The sequence below is a fragment of the Streptomyces sp. NPDC107575 genome (assembly GCF_055657265.1).
This window is the reverse complement of sequence record NZ_JBVKBG010000001.1, coordinates 839,845-854,614: the sequence shown is the minus strand read 5'-3', so window position 1 is coordinate 854,614 and position 14,770 is coordinate 839,845. Positions and strand designations below refer to the sequence as shown.

Sequence of the window (14,770 nt, the reverse complement as noted above, 5' to 3'; positions counted from 1 at the left end):
GCCCTACCGGGCGAACACCTCGAACGGCACCGCCGGCTTCCCGCCGAACCGCACCGCCGCCGCCTGCGCGTTGCCCGTGAGGAAGGTGCGGCAGTACGTCTCCGGGTCCTCGCTGGTCAACACCTCGATGTACGTACGGTGTTCGAGGAGCGAGCTGATGGAGCGCTCCAGGCCGGCCGTGGCGTCGACGGCGTGCGTGGGCTGCGAGGAACCGGCGACGGCCACCCACCGCACCCCGTTCCACGGCTCGAGGCCCTGTTCGGTGAGCTCGGGGAAGATCCACCGGTTGCCCGCGTCGCCCACCGCGTCGAGCGTGGCCCGGCCGACGGCGACGTGGTCGGGAGTGTTCCAGGCGACGCCGCCCCAGGTGTCACGGTGGTTGAGGGTGATGACGAGTTCGGGGCGGTGCCGGCGGATCGCGGCGGCGATGTCGCGGCGCAGCGCCGTGCCGTACTCGATGACGCCGTCCCGGTGGTCGAGGAACTCGACCGTCTCCACGCCGACGACCGCCGCGCTGGCCCGCTGCTCCTGCTCGCGCAGCGGGCCGCACTTGGCCGGTTCGAGGGTGTCGATGCCGGCCTCGCCGCGGGTGGCGAGTACGTAGCCGACCTCGCGGCCCGCGTCCGTCCAGGCCGCGATGGCGGCGGAGCAGCCGTACTCCAGGTCGTCCGGGTGGGCGACGACGGCGAGAGCCCGCTGCCAGTCCTCCGGCATGGGCTGCAGCGAGGCTTGGGTGTTCGGTTCGGGCAGGGTCATGCGGGCAGCCTATGACCCCGCCCGGGGGCTCACACCTCTCCGCGCACCATCGCCAGCAACCGGTCGAGGACGCGCGGACCGCCCGCCCGCAGGCCGTCGTGCTCGAACTCGTTCGTCACCCAGGGGCGCAGACCGCGGATGGTGCGGGCCGTGCGCAGGGCGTGCTCCGTGTCCACGTACATGTCGTCGTGGTAGACGGCGGCGACGGCCGGGACCTCGTTCGCGGCGAGCCGGGTCGGGTCGTACAGCGGCGCCCAGTCGGTGCGGGCCGCGACCCGCTCGGCGACCTCGCGCAGCGGGCGCAGCGCCGGGTCGCAGTCGAACTGCCAGGGGTGGATGGTCTCGCCGGTGAACAGCAGCGGCCCGCCGTCCGCGAGGGCCTTCTCCCCGTCGAACTGCGGGAATTCCCCGCGCACGCGCTCCGCCGACCAGTCGGTGGGCCGCCCTCCCTGTGCGTAGATCGCCTCGTGCAGCACGGCGTAGAGAGGGTGGGGGCGGTACGAGAGCGCGCCGGCGATCTGTTCCTGGAACGCGTCGGACAGCTCCCGCCCGCCGGGGGTCCGCACGAACGCGTCCTCCAGGAGGTAATGCAGGCGGTCGCTGCCGTCGCCCGCGCCGAGCCAGATGCCGAGCGACTGGAAGGCGGGGACGGTCAGGCGGTAGCCGTTCGGAAGGACCGGCTCGTGCTCCTGGACGTACGCGGCGATCTCCTTCGCCCGCTCGACGTCCATCGGGTAACGGGCGTAGTGCGCGCGGACCTTGCGCTCGACGCGCGGGTACGCGGCGCGGTAGACGTCGTCGGCGTGACCGTCGAGGGTGGGCAGGCCGCCCGTGATGAGCGCGGTCTCCAGGCCCTCGGGCGCGGACGACAGATAGCGGACGCCGCAGAAGCCGCCGAAGCTCTGTCCGAGGATCGTCCAGGGCGCGCCGCCGGTGACCTCGCGGCGGATGTACTCGCAGTCGCGGACGATCGAGTCGGCGCGGAAGTGGCCCACGTACGCGGCCTGCTGTTCGGCGTCGCCGCGCAGCGGGAGCGTCTGGCGGTTCACGGTGGCGGAGGCGCCGGTGCCGCGCTGGTCGAGGAGGAGGACGCGGTAGTCCTTCAGGGCCCGGCCGAGCCAGGCCGCCGGGCCGGAGAAGCGGTTGGCGCCGAAGCCGGGGCCGCCCTGGAGGTAGAGCAGCCACGGCAGGTTCTCGTGCGCGCGCCCCGGGGCGACGGCCTCCCGCGCGAACAGCTCGATGCGCTCCCCGTCGGGGACGTCGTGGTCCAGGGGGACGGAGAACCGGCGGTCGGTCAGGACGACCCCGGCCTGTCGGTAGCTGGCGGCGCTCAATGCGGCTCCTGTGCGGTGGGCTGTGGTGCGGATGGTGCGTCCGGCCAGTCTCCCACTCCCATGATCGACACCTTCTGCCACATCCGGTTGTCACATCCGGGGCGCCTGACCGGTTCTCCCTTTCGAAAGCTCAGGAGTCCCAGAAAGGATCGTGTCGATGAAAGCCGTCATCGTGTGCCACTCCGTCTCGCACGGCAACACGCGCCGTGTCGCCGACGCCATGGCCGAGGTACTGGATGCGAAGGTCGTCACCCCCGAGCAGGCCGACCCCACGGAACTCGCGGAGGCCGACCTCGTCGGACTCGGCTCCGGCGTCTTCTACACGAAGCTGCACCCGCGCCTGACCGAGTTCGCCGGGGCGCTGCCCGCCACTCGCGGCCGGGCCTTCGTCTTCGCCACCAGCGGGCTCCCCGAGACACCTCTGACACGCTTCACCCGTCCCCTGTCGCACCTCCTCGCGAGCAAGGGCTACGAGGTGGACGCCGGCTTCACGTGCAGGGCGTTCGACACCTGGGCGCCCTTCAAGGTCGTCGGCGGCATCAACAAGCACCGGCCGAACGACGCGGATCTCGCCGCGGCACGGGAGTTCGCCTCGCGGCTGCGGGACGGCCGTGGGCCGGTCTCCTGACAACTCCTGACCGCGGTTCAGGACAGTGGTTCCAGGACCACCACTGTGGTCTCGAACGACCGCTTCGCCGCGTACGCGTCCAGGTTCGTCTCGATCGCGCGCCAGCGGTCCCACAGCCGCTCCCGCTCCTCGCCCGTGGCCGCACGCGCGCGTACCGTCCGCCGCCCGGTGACCAGGTGGACACTCGCCTCGGGGTGCGCCTGGAGGTTGAGCCACCAGGCGGGTTCGCCCTCGCCCCAGCCGTTCATCGCCAGCGTGACCAGGTGCGGGCCGTCCTCGACGTAGGCGACGATGACGCCGCGCGGGCGGCCGGAGCGGCGGCCCGTAGTGGTCAGGCGCAGGGTGCCCCACTTGCTGGGGCGCGGCTTCCACAGACCGATCCGGCCGCCGAAGGCCCGGTACGCGCCCCGGTGCACCTTCCAGGCCAGGCGGATGAACCAGCGCGGCGGCAGCCACGGCGCTTTCGTACGGTCCCCGGTCGGCATGGCGCCCTCCCCATGGCGGTTCCGCAGCACGCTAGCCGCGGTCGACCGCCCCCGGTAGGGCCGAACGGTCCGCTGACGCTCAGCGCGCGCCGAGGCTCGACCCGCGCACCACCAGCTCCGGTTGCAGCACGACCCGCCGGTGCTCGTGCGCGCTCTCCGGGTCGTCGGCCGCCTCGATCTCCTCCAGGAGCAGGTCCGCCGCGAGGGCGCCCATGTGGACCGCGGGCTGGCGCACCGACGTGAGCGGGACGGCGGCCGCCGCCGCGAACTCGATGTCGTCGTAGCCGACGATCGCGATGTCCTCGGGGACCCGGACCCCGGCCGCGTACAGGGACTGCAGGACGCCGAGGGCGAGGAGGTCGTTGGCGCAGAAGACGGCGGTGGGGCGTTCGGTGAGGCCGAGGAGGCGGGCGCCCGCGTCGCGGCCCGCGGCCACGTCGAGGCGTTCGGTCGGGAGTTCGCGCAGCACGGAGGACGGGAGGCCGGCCTCCTTCAGCGCGCGCTGGGCGCCCTGGCGGCGGTCCGCGACCTGGTTGAGGGTGGGCGGTCCGCTGACGTACGCGATGGAGCGGTGGCCCGCGTCGACGAGGTGGCGCACGGCGAGCGCCCCGCCGTTGACGTCGTCGACCGAGACCGAGCACTCGGTGGCGCCTTCGGCGACCCGGTCGACCAGCACGAACGGGATGTCGTGCCTGCGGAAGGCCTCCACGGTGGGGCCGGTCGCCTCGGCGGGCGTGAGGAGCACCCCGCGCACCCGCTGCTCGGCGAAGAGCGACAGGTAGTCGGCCTCCTCGGCCGGGCTCTGCGCGCTGTTGCACACCATCACCCCGAGCCCGGCGTCACGGGCGGCCCGCTCGGCTCCGCGTGCGACGTCCACGAAGAACGGGTTGCCCATGTCCAGGACGAGCAGGCCGATGATGCGGCTGCGCCCGGCGCGCAGCTGGCGGGCCGACTCGCTGCGGACATAGCCGAGCCGCTCGATGGCGGCCTGGACGCGGGCACGCGTCGCATCGGCCACGGCCTCGGGCCGGTTGATCACATTCGAGACCGTGCCCACGGACACCCCCGCCTCACGGGCGACGTCCTTGATCCCCACGGACTGTCCCATCGGGTGTGGTCCTCCTGGTGAGCTGGTGCGGCAGTGGGAGTGTACGTGGCGGGGGCCGGTCGGTGTTCGATACGCCGGACGACCGGGTGAATCGTTTCGGTCAGACCAGTCGTCCGGGCTGGCGGGACGTCACCCGCCGCGCCTCCCTCCCCGCGATCCGCCGTACCAGTAAGCCGGATGTGCCTCACGTATACCTCATGCACGCCTCTTGCCTCTCACGGCGCGTACCTGAATCGTTTGAACCGGAACACCTTCACCGACGAAGGGACACCCCGAGATGCGCAGCGACATACGTCGCAGAACCGTCCTCGCCGCGAGCGCGGGCGCGGTGCCCGTCATCGCGGCCGCGAGCCCGTCAGCCGCCGCGGCCCCCAGCGAAGCCGCCTCCCTGCCCGCTCCCCCGGAGGGCGCGGTCACCGGACTCACCACCGAGCACCGCGTCGACCCCCTCGGCACCGACGCCGCCCGCCCCCGCTTCGGCTGGCGGCTCGGCTCGCGAAAGCGCGGCCTGGCGCAGGGCGCGTACCGGATCCGGGTGGCGTCCGGCGCGGCCCGACTCTCCCGCGCCGACGTGTGGGACAGCGGCCGCGTCAAGTCGTCCGACTCGGTGGCCGTGCGCTACGACGGGCCCGAACTCAAGCCGTCCACCGGCTACTTCTGGTCCGTGACGGTGTGGGACGCGGACGGCCGCGAGGTCGGCACCTCCCCCGCCGCCCGCTTCGAGACCGCCCTGCTCAGCACCGACGGTGTCACCCGCTGGGACGGCGCCCAGTGGATCGGCATGAAGGGCAAGAAGCCCAACTCGGCGGGCGCGCCGCTGCTGCGCGGCCAGACCGCGTTGCGCAAGGGCGGCCGGGTCCGCGAGGCACGCCTGTACGTGACGGCGCTCGGCGTCTACGAGGCGTACGTCAACGGCGAGCGCGTGACGGTCCCCGAGGCCGAGGGCCGCACGGCCGAACTCCTCACCCCGGGCTGGACCAACTACGACACGAGCGTCAACTACATGACGTACGACGTCACGGACCTGGTCGCACGCGGCGGCGGCCGCGACGTGACGCTCGCCGCCGTGCTCGGCAACGGCTGGTACAACGCGCGCGTCTCCGAGGGCAGCAAGTACTACTCCAAGGACGGCAATCCGCTCGCCCTCAAGGCCAAGCTGCTTGTCCGGTACTCCGACGGCAGCACGCAGAGCTTCGTCACGAAGCCCGGCGCCGGCTGGAAGGCCACCGACACCGGCCCCTACCGCGCCGACGACATCTACGACGGCCAGACCTACGACGCCCGCAAGGAACTCCCCGGCTGGACGGCGAGCGGCTTCGACACCTCCGCGTGGTCGGACGTCGAGGAGGTCGGCTACGCCGCGAAGTACCCGGACGCCAAGCTGACCGCCTACCCCGGCGAGACAGCCCGCCTGATGGCGAAGTGGGACCGCACGCCGGAGTCGTTGACGGTCTACTCCGAGGTCACGGGCGAGGAGTCGAGCGCCAACGGCAAGGGCCGCATCGTCCCCGACCCGGCCCGCTCCACCTCCGGCAAGCCGGGCCCGGCCACCCTGCGCCCCGGTGACACCGCCGTCTTCGACCTCGGCCAGAACATGGTCGGTGTCCCCCGCTACACACTGCGCGGTCCGGCCGGAGCCGAAGTCGTCGTCAGGTTCGGCGAGATGCTCAACGACGACAGCAAGGGCGCGGACGGCCCCGTCGGCTCCCTCTACCGGGCCAATCTCCGCTCGGCGAAGGCCACGAGCACGTACATCCTCAAGGGCGCCGGCGGCGAAGGCGAGACGCACGAGGACTCACTCACCTTCTACGGCTTCCGGTACGTGTCGGTGGAGGTGACCACGAAGGACGCCGAGGTCACGGTCTCCGGCCTGACCGGCAGGGTCGCCACCTCCGCGATCCGCGAGACCGGCAGCATCCGGACCAACGACGACGACGTCAACCAGCTGATCAGCAACGTCCATTGGGGCCAGCGCGGCAATTACCTCTGGGTGCCCACCGACTGCCCGCAGCGCGACGAGCGGCTCGGCTGGACCGGCGACACCCAGGTGTTCTCCCGCACCGGCCTGTACAACACGGACTCGGTGGCTTTCCTCAGCCACTTCGAGGACATCCTGATCGAGTCGCAGAAGACGTACGGCGTCGGCGGCGCGCAGTTCACGGCGGTGGCCCCCGGCAACCGGTACAACGCGGCGGAGCCGTGCAGCGGTTGGGCGGACTGCGGGGTTGTCGTGCCGTGGACGGTGTGGCAGATGAGCGGCGACAGGACGGTCATCGACCGCAGCTGGGACGCCATGGTCGCCTACATCAACTGGATCAAGAAGAAGGGCGGCGACAGCTACGCCGGCCAGGGCGCGATCTTCGCCGACTGGCTCGCCTTCCAGAACACCGGCACGCAGTTGATGAGCGACGTCTACTACGCGTACAGCGTGCGCCTGATGACACAGATGGCACGCGCAACGGGCAGGACCTCGGAGTCGAAGTCGTACGAGACCCTCTTCACCCTCATCCGCCGTGCCTTCATGGCGAAGTACATCGCGGTCGACGGCGACAAGATCACGGTCCGCTCCAGCCTCGGCGGCAAGCCGCTCATGGGCGGCGACCCCGAGGACAACAGCCAGTCGGCCCTCCTCTGGGTCCTCAAACTCGGCTTCTACGACACGCAAGCCCAACGCCGCGCCCTGGTCGGCCTGTTGGCGGACAACATCGGCAATGACGCGGCGTACAAGGCGGCCCACCCCGACAGCGCGCGCGTCGCCTACGCGGAGAACACCCTCTCAGTCGGCTTCCTCGGCGCGAACGTCCTCGCCCCGGTCCTCACCGACGAGGGCCGCCCCGACCTGGCGTACGAACTCCTCCACCAGGACGCCATGCCGTCCTGGCTCTACTCGGTGAAGAACGGCGCGACGACGATCTGGGAACGCTGGAACTCCTACTCCAAGGAAGACGGCTTCGGCCCGGTGGAGATGAACTCCTTCAACCACTACTCGTACGGCGCGATCATGGAGTGGATGTACGCGTACATGGCCGGCATCGCCACCGACCCCGACCACCCCGGCTTCCGCCGCTTCCGCCTCCAGCCCCACCTGGACCCGACGGGCAAGATCACCGAGGTCGAGGCCCGCCACCTCTCCCCCTACGGCGAGATCACGAGCACCTGGTCCCTCTCCCCCGCCGGCACCCTCACGTACGAGGCGGTGGTCCCACCCAACACGGAGGCGACCCTGGCCCTACCGGCCGTCTCATCCGACACGGTCCGCGAGGGCCGCACCCCACTGGCGAAGACCGCCGGGGTCCACTTCGAGAGCTTCACGGACAAGGTGGCGACGTACCGGCTGTCGCCGGGGAGGTATCGGGTGACGAGTTCGGTGCGCTGACGCGGGCAGGCAGAAACGGAGACGAACGTAGCCCGCCACGAAGTTCCGTCGGCGGGCTACTTCCGGCCGGGTGTCCATTTCATGCCGAGCCGGTAAGCCCGCGAGATCACGTCATGGATCGCGCGACCGTCCTGAGGCGTGAACCACCTCACTTCGCGTCCCACGACGAGTTCGCCCTCAGGCGAGGCCGGTTGCCCATGCCGTCAACGCCGCGAAGTCGGCACCGCCGAGGCCAAGTCGTGGGTCGACTCGGTGCAATAGCGCCGGTCCGTTGTGCCGTTGCTTCACCCAGATGCGGTCGGCCTCTGTGATTTCGTCGTCGATCCAGGCGAACGCCCGGCCTTGCGCCCACGCGACGACCTCAGGCGTCTTCCAATGGACACCATCCCCGGGCTCGTGACGCGTGGGCAGCCAGGAAACGCAGGGCAGTTCGGGCAGTCCCAATATTGGCGCGATGACGGTGTTGGCTTCCTCCTCCCACGTGGTCGCCCACACCAGGTCGAAGGGAAGGTCGAGCAGCGCAGGCCCGTGCTTCGGGTTGAGCCAAACCCGCAACGGCTTCACCGGCTTGTTGGGCAGTCCCCATTCCCTCAGCCGACGCCGCTCGGCGGCCACCCAGCGAGGCGTGAGCAGGCGATGTGTCTCATAGCCCTTGGGCCTTCGATGGGGCTTCGCGGCATACGGGTTCAACGGCCCGTCCACATCCACCAACAGCACCGGACGCACGGACTCACATGTCATCACGGCTTCTGCCAGCGTTTGCCGCCGTAGCGGGCGAGTGCCTGGACGAGCCTGGTGCGCTGGCGTGAGGTGAGGGGGCCCAGGACGCAGGCGACAAAGGGCTGGCCGCCGTCTCGCATGGGCGATACACGGTAGGGCCAGCCTGCAGGGCAGTCTCTCCGCCTCGGCCATGAGTTTCCGCGTGGTGTCAGCAGAATACCCTTGTGTACATACGGTGCGTCGGACCGGATCGAGCCGATCTCGATACGTTTGATCGTGTCCCATCCGAACACTCGCCGTCCGACACTGCTCGTGGTGGTGATGCCATGCGGCCCGACCTCCAGCGTCCAGCCCCGATGCCCCGTGTGGAGCCGCCGCATGCGACGGTCCCACGCCGTGTGCACCAGCACCCCGAGGGAGTAAAAGGACACGACCGCGGAGAGCACGCAGACGGCAGCCCAACCAGTGAATTGCTCACCGGAGACAGCTCCGTAATTCAATCCGAGAGACAGGTAGAAGCCCATGGCCGCCGCCGTCGCCGAGATCCCCACCTTGGCTGCCTGCCGCCGACCGTCGAACGGCGCGCGTGTCTGCGCGCCGTATGTCTCCAGCGGGTCGGTGCCGGTCCACGACATGGTGAATGGGGCATCCCGAGCGGGGCCGGGCTGCGAAGTAGTGCTCATCGTCGAAGACGACGAGGTCGTCAGGCCCGTCTGGGTTCGATGGCGCGATTGGCCGAGGCCTCGCAGCGCCTGGGCGACGGCGTCAGCTGAGGCGTATCGCTTGTCGGGGTCTTTGCTCAGGAGCGTGAGAATCAGGTCGTCCCACGCGGCGTCGATGCCCGGGCGCACGGTGCTGGGGGCCGGTGGCTCTTCGGTCAGTTGAGCAGAGAGATACCCCACGGCGTCGGGGGCCTGAAAGGGCAGGCGGCTGGTGATCAGCTCGAACAGCAGGCAGCCGAGTGCATAAAGATCGCTGCGCGGCTCGGGACGGCCACGTGCCTGCTCGGGAGCCATGTACGCAGGTGTCCCCACGACGTACCCGGTGTGGGTGAGCCGGTCAGCGCTCTTGTCAGGGGCGACGGCGCGGGCGATGCCAAAATCGAGCACTTTCGCTCCGCCGCCCGCGTGCGGGACGAGGATGTTGGACGGTTTGATGTCCCGGTGCATAACGCCGAGAGCATGGGCATGAGCGAGCGCGTCACATATCTGTGCGCCCCACTGCGCCGCGTCACGCGCCGATACGGCGCCTTGGCGCAGCCTCTCGTCCAGCCCCACTCCTTGGACGAGTTCCATGACCAGGAACGGCATCGCGTCCGCTCCCGTCCCCGTCTGTCCCAGGTCGTGCACCGTCACAATGTTGGCCTGCTGGAGACGTGCGGTGATCTGCGCTTCACGCAAGAACCGGGCACGCGCTTCGTCGCCGGCACGGCCCGCTCCGGCAAGCAGCGAGATCACCTTCACGGCGACCAGCCGGTTCAAGGTCTCGTCCTGGGCCTCCCATACCTCGCCCATGCCTCCTTCGCCCAGTTGCCGACGCAACTGGTAACGCCCCCCGAGGAGTTGTCCTCGCACACTCGCCCCCCTGCCCCAGCCCAGACCGTTGCAAGAAGCATGATGACGCACGAGTGCAAGCCGGTGACAGTGGGCGCTCTGAGAGGGGCGTTAGGTTTGACGTTGACCGCTGGTTCGCCTGTTGGCCGTTCACGAGGCGGAACCCGCCGCAGCCGCGGCGGCGCTGGCCGCTCTTCACGGTGGCACCACCCGCGCACCTTGGGCCTTGAGCGCGCGGTCCAGCTGCTCCGCGAGCATCACGGATCGCCAGCGGAGTGCTCAGCTCGGGGCCCGGCTCGACCCCCGCACCACCAACTCCGGTCTCAGCACGATGTGTTCGTGCTGGTGGTCCGCCGCGTGGTCGCCCGTTTCCTGGAGAAGGAGGTGGGCGGCGATAGTGCCGAGGCTGGTGGCCGGTTGGCGGATTGAGGTGAGGGGGACCGTCGCGGCCGAGGCGAATTCGATGTCGTCGTAGCCGACCAGGGAGATGTCGTCGGGGACGCGGATGCCTGCCGCGTAGAGGGACTGGAGGACGCCCAGAGCCAGGAGGTCGTTGGCGCAGAAGACGGCCGTCGGGCGGTGGGCCAGGCCCAGGAGGCGGGCGCCCGCGTCGCGGCCTGCCGCCACGTCGAGGCGGTCGGTCGGGAGTTCGTACAAGCAGGAGGAAGGGAGGCCTGCTTCCGCCAAGGCCTTGTGGGCGCCCTCGCGGCGGTCCTGGACCTGTTTGAGGTGGGGCGGGCCGCTGACGTAGGCGATCGAGCGGTGACCCGTGTCGAGGAGGTGGCGGAGGGCGAGCGACCCGCCCGCCACGTCGTCGACCGCCACCGAGCAGCCCGGTTCGTCGCCCGCGACCCGGTCCACGACGACGTACGGGATGCCGTGGCGGCGGAAGGCCCGGAGAGTCGCTCCGCTGGGGTCGGCCGGGGTGATCAGGGCGCCGCGTACCCGTTGTTCGGCGAACATGGAGAGGTATTCGGCCTCCACGTCCGGGCTCTGCGCGCTGTTGCACACCATGACGCCGAGCCCGGCCTCGCGCGCGGCGCGTTCGGCGCCGCGCGCGAGGTCCACGAAGAACGGGTTGCCCATGTCGAGGACGAGCAGGGACACGATCCGGCTCTGTCCGGCCCGCAGTTGGCGGGCGTACTCGCTACGGACGTAGCCGAGGCGGGCGATGACCTGCTGGACGTGGCGGCGGGTGGGTTCGGAGACCCGGGCGGGCTGGTTGAGGACGTTGGAGACGGTGCCGACCGAGACACCCGCCTCCCTCGCTACATCCTTGATGCCCACCGCCGAACGCTCAGGCAAGGTGGAAGACCTCGGTGAGCGGGCGCATCGCCGCGTCGGGCGCCTGCCCGTCCAACGCCTCGAAGAACTCGCCCATTTCGGCCTGCCAGCGTGCGTTCACGTCGGTGGCGTCCATGGCGGCGCGCGCCTTGTCGAAGTCCTCGGTCTCCAGGTAGCCGACGAGCAGTCCGTCCTCGCGCAGGAAGAGGGAGTAGTTGTGCCAGCCGGTGGCCGTCAGGGCGTCCTGCATTTCCTGCCATACGTGCGCGTGGCGCGCCCGGTACTCGTCGATGCGGTCGGACTTGACCTTGAGCAGGAAGCAGACCCGTTGCATGTCACTCATGTGTCGTTCCCCGGTTTCCCGCTCAGAACTTGTAGTCGTCGATGTTCGACTTGTCGAAGACGGTCGGCTTGCCGAGGGTGACGACACCGTCCTTCTCGATCGTGTACTCGCCCATGTCCCCGGCCTTGAACTTCTCCCCCGCCTTGCCGGTGATCTGCCCGGACTCCAGAGCCACGGCGGTGTGCGCGGCGAGCGCGCCCAGCTTCGCCGGGTCCCACAGCTCGAACGCCTCGACGGTGCCGTTCTTGACGTAGGCACGCATGTCGTTGGGCGTGCCGAGGCCGGTCAGCTTGACCTTTCCCTTGTACTTCGAGCCGGACAGGTACTGGGCCGCCGCCTTGATGCCGACCGTGGTCGGGGAGATGATCCCCTTGATCTTCGGGTGCTCCTGGAGGAGGCCCTGGGTCTGCTGGAACGACTTCTGCGCGTCGTCGTCCCCGTAGGCGGTCGTGACGAGCTTGATGTCCTTGTAGGCGGGCTTCTTCAGCTCGTCCTTCATGTACTTGATCCACGTGTTCTGGTTGGTGGCGGTCTGGGCCGCCGACAGAATCGCGATCTCGCCCTTGTTGCCGATCTGCTTGGCGATCTGCTGCACCTGGGTGCGGCCGAGGTCCTCGGCGGAGGCCTGCGAGACGAAGGCGTTGCGGCAGTCGACCTTGGTGTCGGAGTCGTACGTGACGATGCTGACGCCGTTCTTCATGGCCTGCTTGAGCGCGGTGCACAGGGCGCCCGGGTCCTGCGCGGACACCGCGATGGCGTCGGCCTGCTGCTGGGTGAGGGTGTTGACGTAGGAGACCTGCCCGGAGGTGTCGGTGCCGGAGCTGGTGCCGACCTCCTTGTACGTCGAACCGAGGGTGGCCAGCGCCTTCTTGCCGCCGGTGTCGGAGGTCGTGAAGTACGGGTTGTTGACCTGCTTGGGCAGGAAGGCGACCGTGAGGCCCTTCTTGGTCTTGGCGTTCGGGTCGGCCTTGCCCGCGGCGGCGGACTTGGCGTCCTCCTTGTTGGAGTCCGACTTGGTGGTGCCGCCGCAGGCGGTGGCGGCCACCATGAGGGCGGTGGAGACGGCGAGCGCGGCGGACAGCCGGCGGGTACGAGCGTTCATGGCGTTTCCTTACGGGAAGGGGGACTACGGAGCGACGGGTGCGGCTGTTGCCGTCTTCTTGCGGGACCTCGCCTGCGCGATCTGGCGGCCGACGCGCGGCGCGAGCACGGAGATGACGAGCAGGACGCCGGTGACGACGATCTGGGACTGCGCGGAGACGTTGAGCAGGCTCATCACGTTCTGCAGCGAGCCGAGCAGGAACACACCGGCGATGGCGCCGCCGAGGGTGCCCTTTCCTCCGTCGAAGTCGATGCCGCCGAGCAACACGGCGGCGATGACGGAGAGTTCGAGCCCGGTGGCGTTGTCGTAGCGGGCGCTGGCGTAGTGCAGGGCCCAGAAGACGCCGGTGAGCGCGGAGAGCACTCCCGTCGTGACGAACATCGACAGCTTGAGCCGCTTGACGCGTACGCCGGCGAACCGGGCGGCCTCCTCGTTCGCGCCGATCGCGAAGAGGGAGCGGCCCATGCGGGTGGCGTGCAGCACGACGATCGCGATGGCGAGGAGGACGACGAAGGGCAGGGCGGCGTACGGGATGAACGTGTCGCCGATCCGGTTCGCACCGAAGTCCAGGTACTGGGAGGGGAAGTCGGTGACCGAGTCGGAGCCGAGGACGATCTGGGCGATGCCGCGGTAGGCGGCCATGGTGCCGATGGTGACGGCGAGCGAGGGCAGGCCGAGGCGGGTGACGAGCAGCCCGTTGATCAGTCCGCAGACGACGCCGAGGAGCAGGCACAGCGGGATGATCGTCTCGATGGCCATGCCGTTGTTCCACAGCGCGCCCATCACGGCGCCTGACAGGCCGACGGTGGAGCCGACCGACAGGTCGACCTCGCCGGAGATGACCAGCATCGTCATCGGCAGCGCGATGATCGCGATGGGCAGGGTGTTGCCGATCAGGAACGACAGGTTGAGCGCGTTGCCGAAGTTGTCGACGAACGCGAACGAGCAGAGCAGCAGGACGACGAGCAGGGCGCCGACGGCGGTGTCCCACCGCACCGAGTGCTTCAACGAATCAGGCATGGCGGGCGCTCCTCATCTGTGCGGCCTGCTTGCGCAGCACTGCGGCGACGCGCAGCGCGACGATCCGGTCGACGGCGATGGCGAGCAGCAGCAGGATTCCGTTGATGGCGGTGACCCACACGGAGCTGACGCCGATGGCGGGCAGCACGCTGTTGATGGAAGTCAGCAGGAGTGCGCCGAGGGCCGCGCCGTAGACGGTTCCGGCGCCGCCGGTGAAGGCGACGCCGCCGACGACGACGGCGCTGACGACAGTGAGTTCGTAGCCGTTGCCGGTGCCGGAGTCGACGTTGCCGAAGCGGGCCAGGTACAGGGCGCCTGCGAGTCCGGCGAGCGCGCCGCACAGCACGTACGCGGTCATGATCCGCTTGCGGACGGGGATGCCGGCGAGGTTCGCGGCCTCGGGGCTGGAGCCGAGGGCGTACATCTCGCGGCCGCTGCGGTAGCTGCGCAGGTAGTAGCCGACGCAGAGCAGGACGGCGACGGCGAGCAGCGCGAGGTAGGGCACGATCCAGATGCCGTCGTGGCCGAAGTCGACGAAGGCGTCGGGCAGGTCGGCGGCGACGATCTGCTGCGAGCCGACCCAGATGGAGTCGATGCCGCGCACCACGTACAGGGTGCCGAGGGTGACGACGAGGGCGGGCACCTTGCCGAGGCTGACGAGGGCGCCGTTGAGGACGCCGAAGACGGTGCCGATGGCGACGGCGTACACGACGGCGATCAGTGAACTGCCGCCGCCCTGAAGGTAGTCACCCGCGGCGAAGGCGGAGATGCCGAGCACCGAGCCGACGGACAGGTCGACGTTGCGGGTGATGACGACGATCGCCTGGCCGGTGGCGACGAGGACGAGGATGGTGGCGTTCAGGAGGAGGTCCTTGACGCCCTGCTGCGACAGGAACTCGGTGTTGGAGACCTGCGTGGCGAGCAGCATCACGACGAGCACGGCGGCGACGGCGAGTTCGCGCGCCTTGAACACCTTGTCGAGCAGCCGCCGCCCGGCGGTGGGCGGTGGCGCGGCGTCCTCGCGGACGGGTGGCGCGGTGATGGTCATGGGGTGCTCCTAG

At 69.9% G+C, this 14,770-nt stretch carries 13 protein-coding genes; 2 read left to right on the top strand and 11 right to left on the bottom strand.

Annotated features, from left to right (window positions below):
* Positions 1-3 precede the first annotated feature (3 nt).
* Positions 4-756 carry a PIG-L deacetylase family protein gene (locus ACZ7L4_RS03965; RefSeq protein ID WP_472099442.1) on the bottom strand — a complete coding sequence of 251 codons (753 nt, stop codon included), beginning with the start codon at positions 754-756 and terminating at the stop codon, positions 4-6.
* A 29-nt stretch (positions 757-785) separates the two neighbouring features.
* Positions 786-2,090 (bottom strand): alpha/beta fold hydrolase, encoded by a 1,305-nt coding sequence (locus tag ACZ7L4_RS03960; RefSeq protein WP_472099441.1) that lies wholly within the window; start codon positions 2,088-2,090, stop codon positions 786-788.
* Between the two features lie 157 nt (positions 2,091-2,247).
* On the opposite strand from ACZ7L4_RS03960, the gene ACZ7L4_RS03955 reads away from it, so the two are divergent.
* Positions 2,248-2,718 (top strand): flavodoxin family protein, encoded by a 471-nt coding sequence (locus ACZ7L4_RS03955; RefSeq protein ID WP_472099440.1) that lies wholly within the window; start codon positions 2,248-2,250, stop codon positions 2,716-2,718.
* A gap of 17 nt (positions 2,719-2,735) precedes the next feature.
* On the opposite strand, the gene ACZ7L4_RS03950 is transcribed toward ACZ7L4_RS03955, so the two are convergent.
* Positions 2,736-3,203 carry a nitroreductase/quinone reductase family protein gene (locus tag ACZ7L4_RS03950; RefSeq protein ID WP_472099438.1) on the bottom strand — a complete coding sequence of 156 codons (468 nt, stop codon included), beginning with the start codon at positions 3,201-3,203 and terminating at the stop codon, positions 2,736-2,738.
* A gap of 79 nt (positions 3,204-3,282) precedes the next feature.
* On the bottom strand, positions 3,283-4,311 hold the full coding sequence (locus tag ACZ7L4_RS03945) for a LacI family DNA-binding transcriptional regulator (protein WP_450809117.1): 1,029 nt from the start codon (positions 4,309-4,311) through the stop codon (positions 3,283-3,285).
* 277 nt (positions 4,312-4,588) lie between these two features.
* Between ACZ7L4_RS03945 and ACZ7L4_RS03940 the strand changes: the two genes are divergently transcribed.
* The gene (locus ACZ7L4_RS03940) at positions 4,589-7,687 is read left to right on the top strand and encodes a family 78 glycoside hydrolase catalytic domain (protein ID WP_472099436.1); all 3,099 of its coding nucleotides are present in this window, start codon (positions 4,589-4,591) and stop codon (positions 7,685-7,687) included.
* Between the two features lie 177 nt (positions 7,688-7,864).
* Here the strand turns inward: ACZ7L4_RS03940 and ACZ7L4_RS03935 are convergent, their stop codons facing one another.
* From ACZ7L4_RS03935 to ACZ7L4_RS03905, 7 genes are all read right to left on the bottom strand, one after another.
* The gene (locus tag ACZ7L4_RS03935; RefSeq protein WP_472099434.1) at positions 7,865-8,428 is read right to left on the bottom strand and encodes a hypothetical protein; all 564 of its coding nucleotides are present in this window, start codon (positions 8,426-8,428) and stop codon (positions 7,865-7,867) included.
* A complete protein-coding gene (locus tag ACZ7L4_RS03930; protein ID WP_472099432.1) occupies positions 8,428-9,921 on the bottom strand; it encodes a serine/threonine-protein kinase in 1,494 nt (497 codons plus the stop codon). The genes ACZ7L4_RS03935 and ACZ7L4_RS03930 overlap by 1 nt, the downstream gene beginning before the upstream one ends.
* 318 nt (positions 9,922-10,239) lie before the next feature.
* Positions 10,240-11,265 carry a LacI family DNA-binding transcriptional regulator gene (locus ACZ7L4_RS03925; RefSeq protein ID WP_472099431.1) on the bottom strand — a complete coding sequence of 342 codons (1,026 nt, stop codon included), beginning with the start codon at positions 11,263-11,265 and terminating at the stop codon, positions 10,240-10,242.
* Positions 11,258-11,578 (bottom strand): L-rhamnose mutarotase, encoded by a 321-nt coding sequence (locus tag ACZ7L4_RS03920; protein WP_472100386.1) that lies wholly within the window; start codon positions 11,576-11,578, stop codon positions 11,258-11,260. The genes ACZ7L4_RS03925 and ACZ7L4_RS03920 overlap by 8 nt, the downstream gene beginning before the upstream one ends.
* A gap of 31 nt (positions 11,579-11,609) precedes the next feature.
* Complete coding sequence (gene rhaS / locus ACZ7L4_RS03915) at positions 11,610-12,689, bottom strand: rhamnose ABC transporter substrate-binding protein (RefSeq protein ID WP_472099429.1); 1,080 nt, start codon at positions 12,687-12,689, stop codon at positions 11,610-11,612.
* A 24-nt stretch (positions 12,690-12,713) separates the two neighbouring features.
* Entirely contained in the window at positions 12,714-13,709 is a 996-nt protein-coding gene (locus ACZ7L4_RS03910) for an ABC transporter permease (protein ID WP_399237613.1), read from the bottom strand.
* Positions 13,702-14,757: an ABC transporter permease gene (locus tag ACZ7L4_RS03905; RefSeq protein ID WP_326014948.1), complete on the bottom strand. Its 1,056-nt coding sequence runs from the start codon at positions 14,755-14,757 to the stop codon at positions 13,702-13,704. Before ACZ7L4_RS03905 ends, ACZ7L4_RS03910 begins: the two co-directional genes overlap by 8 nt.
* Positions 14,758-14,770 lie beyond the last annotated feature (13 nt).

What these genes read in the sequence shown, in the direction of transcription:
- ACZ7L4_RS03965 (WP_472099442.1), bottom strand. Translation starts at nt 756, where the DNA reads ATGACCCTGCCCGAACCGAACACCCAAGCCTCGCTGCAGCCCATGCCG.
- ACZ7L4_RS03930 (WP_472099432.1), bottom strand. Translation starts at nt 9,921, where the DNA reads ATGGGCGAGGTATGGGAGGCCCAGGACGAGACCTTGAACCGGCTGGTC.
- ACZ7L4_RS03940 (WP_472099436.1), top strand. Translation starts at nt 4,589, where the DNA reads ATGCGCAGCGACATACGTCGCAGAACCGTCCTCGCCGCGAGCGCGGGC.
- rhaS (WP_472099429.1), bottom strand. Translation starts at nt 12,689, where the DNA reads ATGAACGCTCGTACCCGCCGGCTGTCCGCCGCGCTCGCCGTCTCCACC.
- ACZ7L4_RS03955 (WP_472099440.1), top strand. Translation starts at nt 2,248, where the DNA reads ATGAAAGCCGTCATCGTGTGCCACTCCGTCTCGCACGGCAACACGCGC.
- ACZ7L4_RS03910 (WP_399237613.1), bottom strand. Translation starts at nt 13,709, where the DNA reads ATGCCTGATTCGTTGAAGCACTCGGTGCGGTGGGACACCGCCGTCGGC.
- ACZ7L4_RS03945 (WP_450809117.1), bottom strand. Translation starts at nt 4,311, where the DNA reads ATGGGACAGTCCGTGGGGATCAAGGACGTCGCCCGTGAGGCGGGGGTG.
- ACZ7L4_RS03920 (WP_472100386.1), bottom strand. Translation starts at nt 11,578, where the DNA reads ATGCAACGGGTCTGCTTCCTGCTCAAGGTCAAGTCCGACCGCATCGAC.
- ACZ7L4_RS03950 (WP_472099438.1), bottom strand. Translation starts at nt 3,203, where the DNA reads ATGCCGACCGGGGACCGTACGAAAGCGCCGTGGCTGCCGCCGCGCTGG.
- ACZ7L4_RS03905 (WP_326014948.1), bottom strand. Translation starts at nt 14,757, where the DNA reads ATGACCATCACCGCGCCACCCGTCCGCGAGGACGCCGCGCCACCGCCC.
- ACZ7L4_RS03935 (WP_472099434.1), bottom strand. Translation starts at nt 8,428, where the DNA reads ATGACATGTGAGTCCGTGCGTCCGGTGCTGTTGGTGGATGTGGACGGG.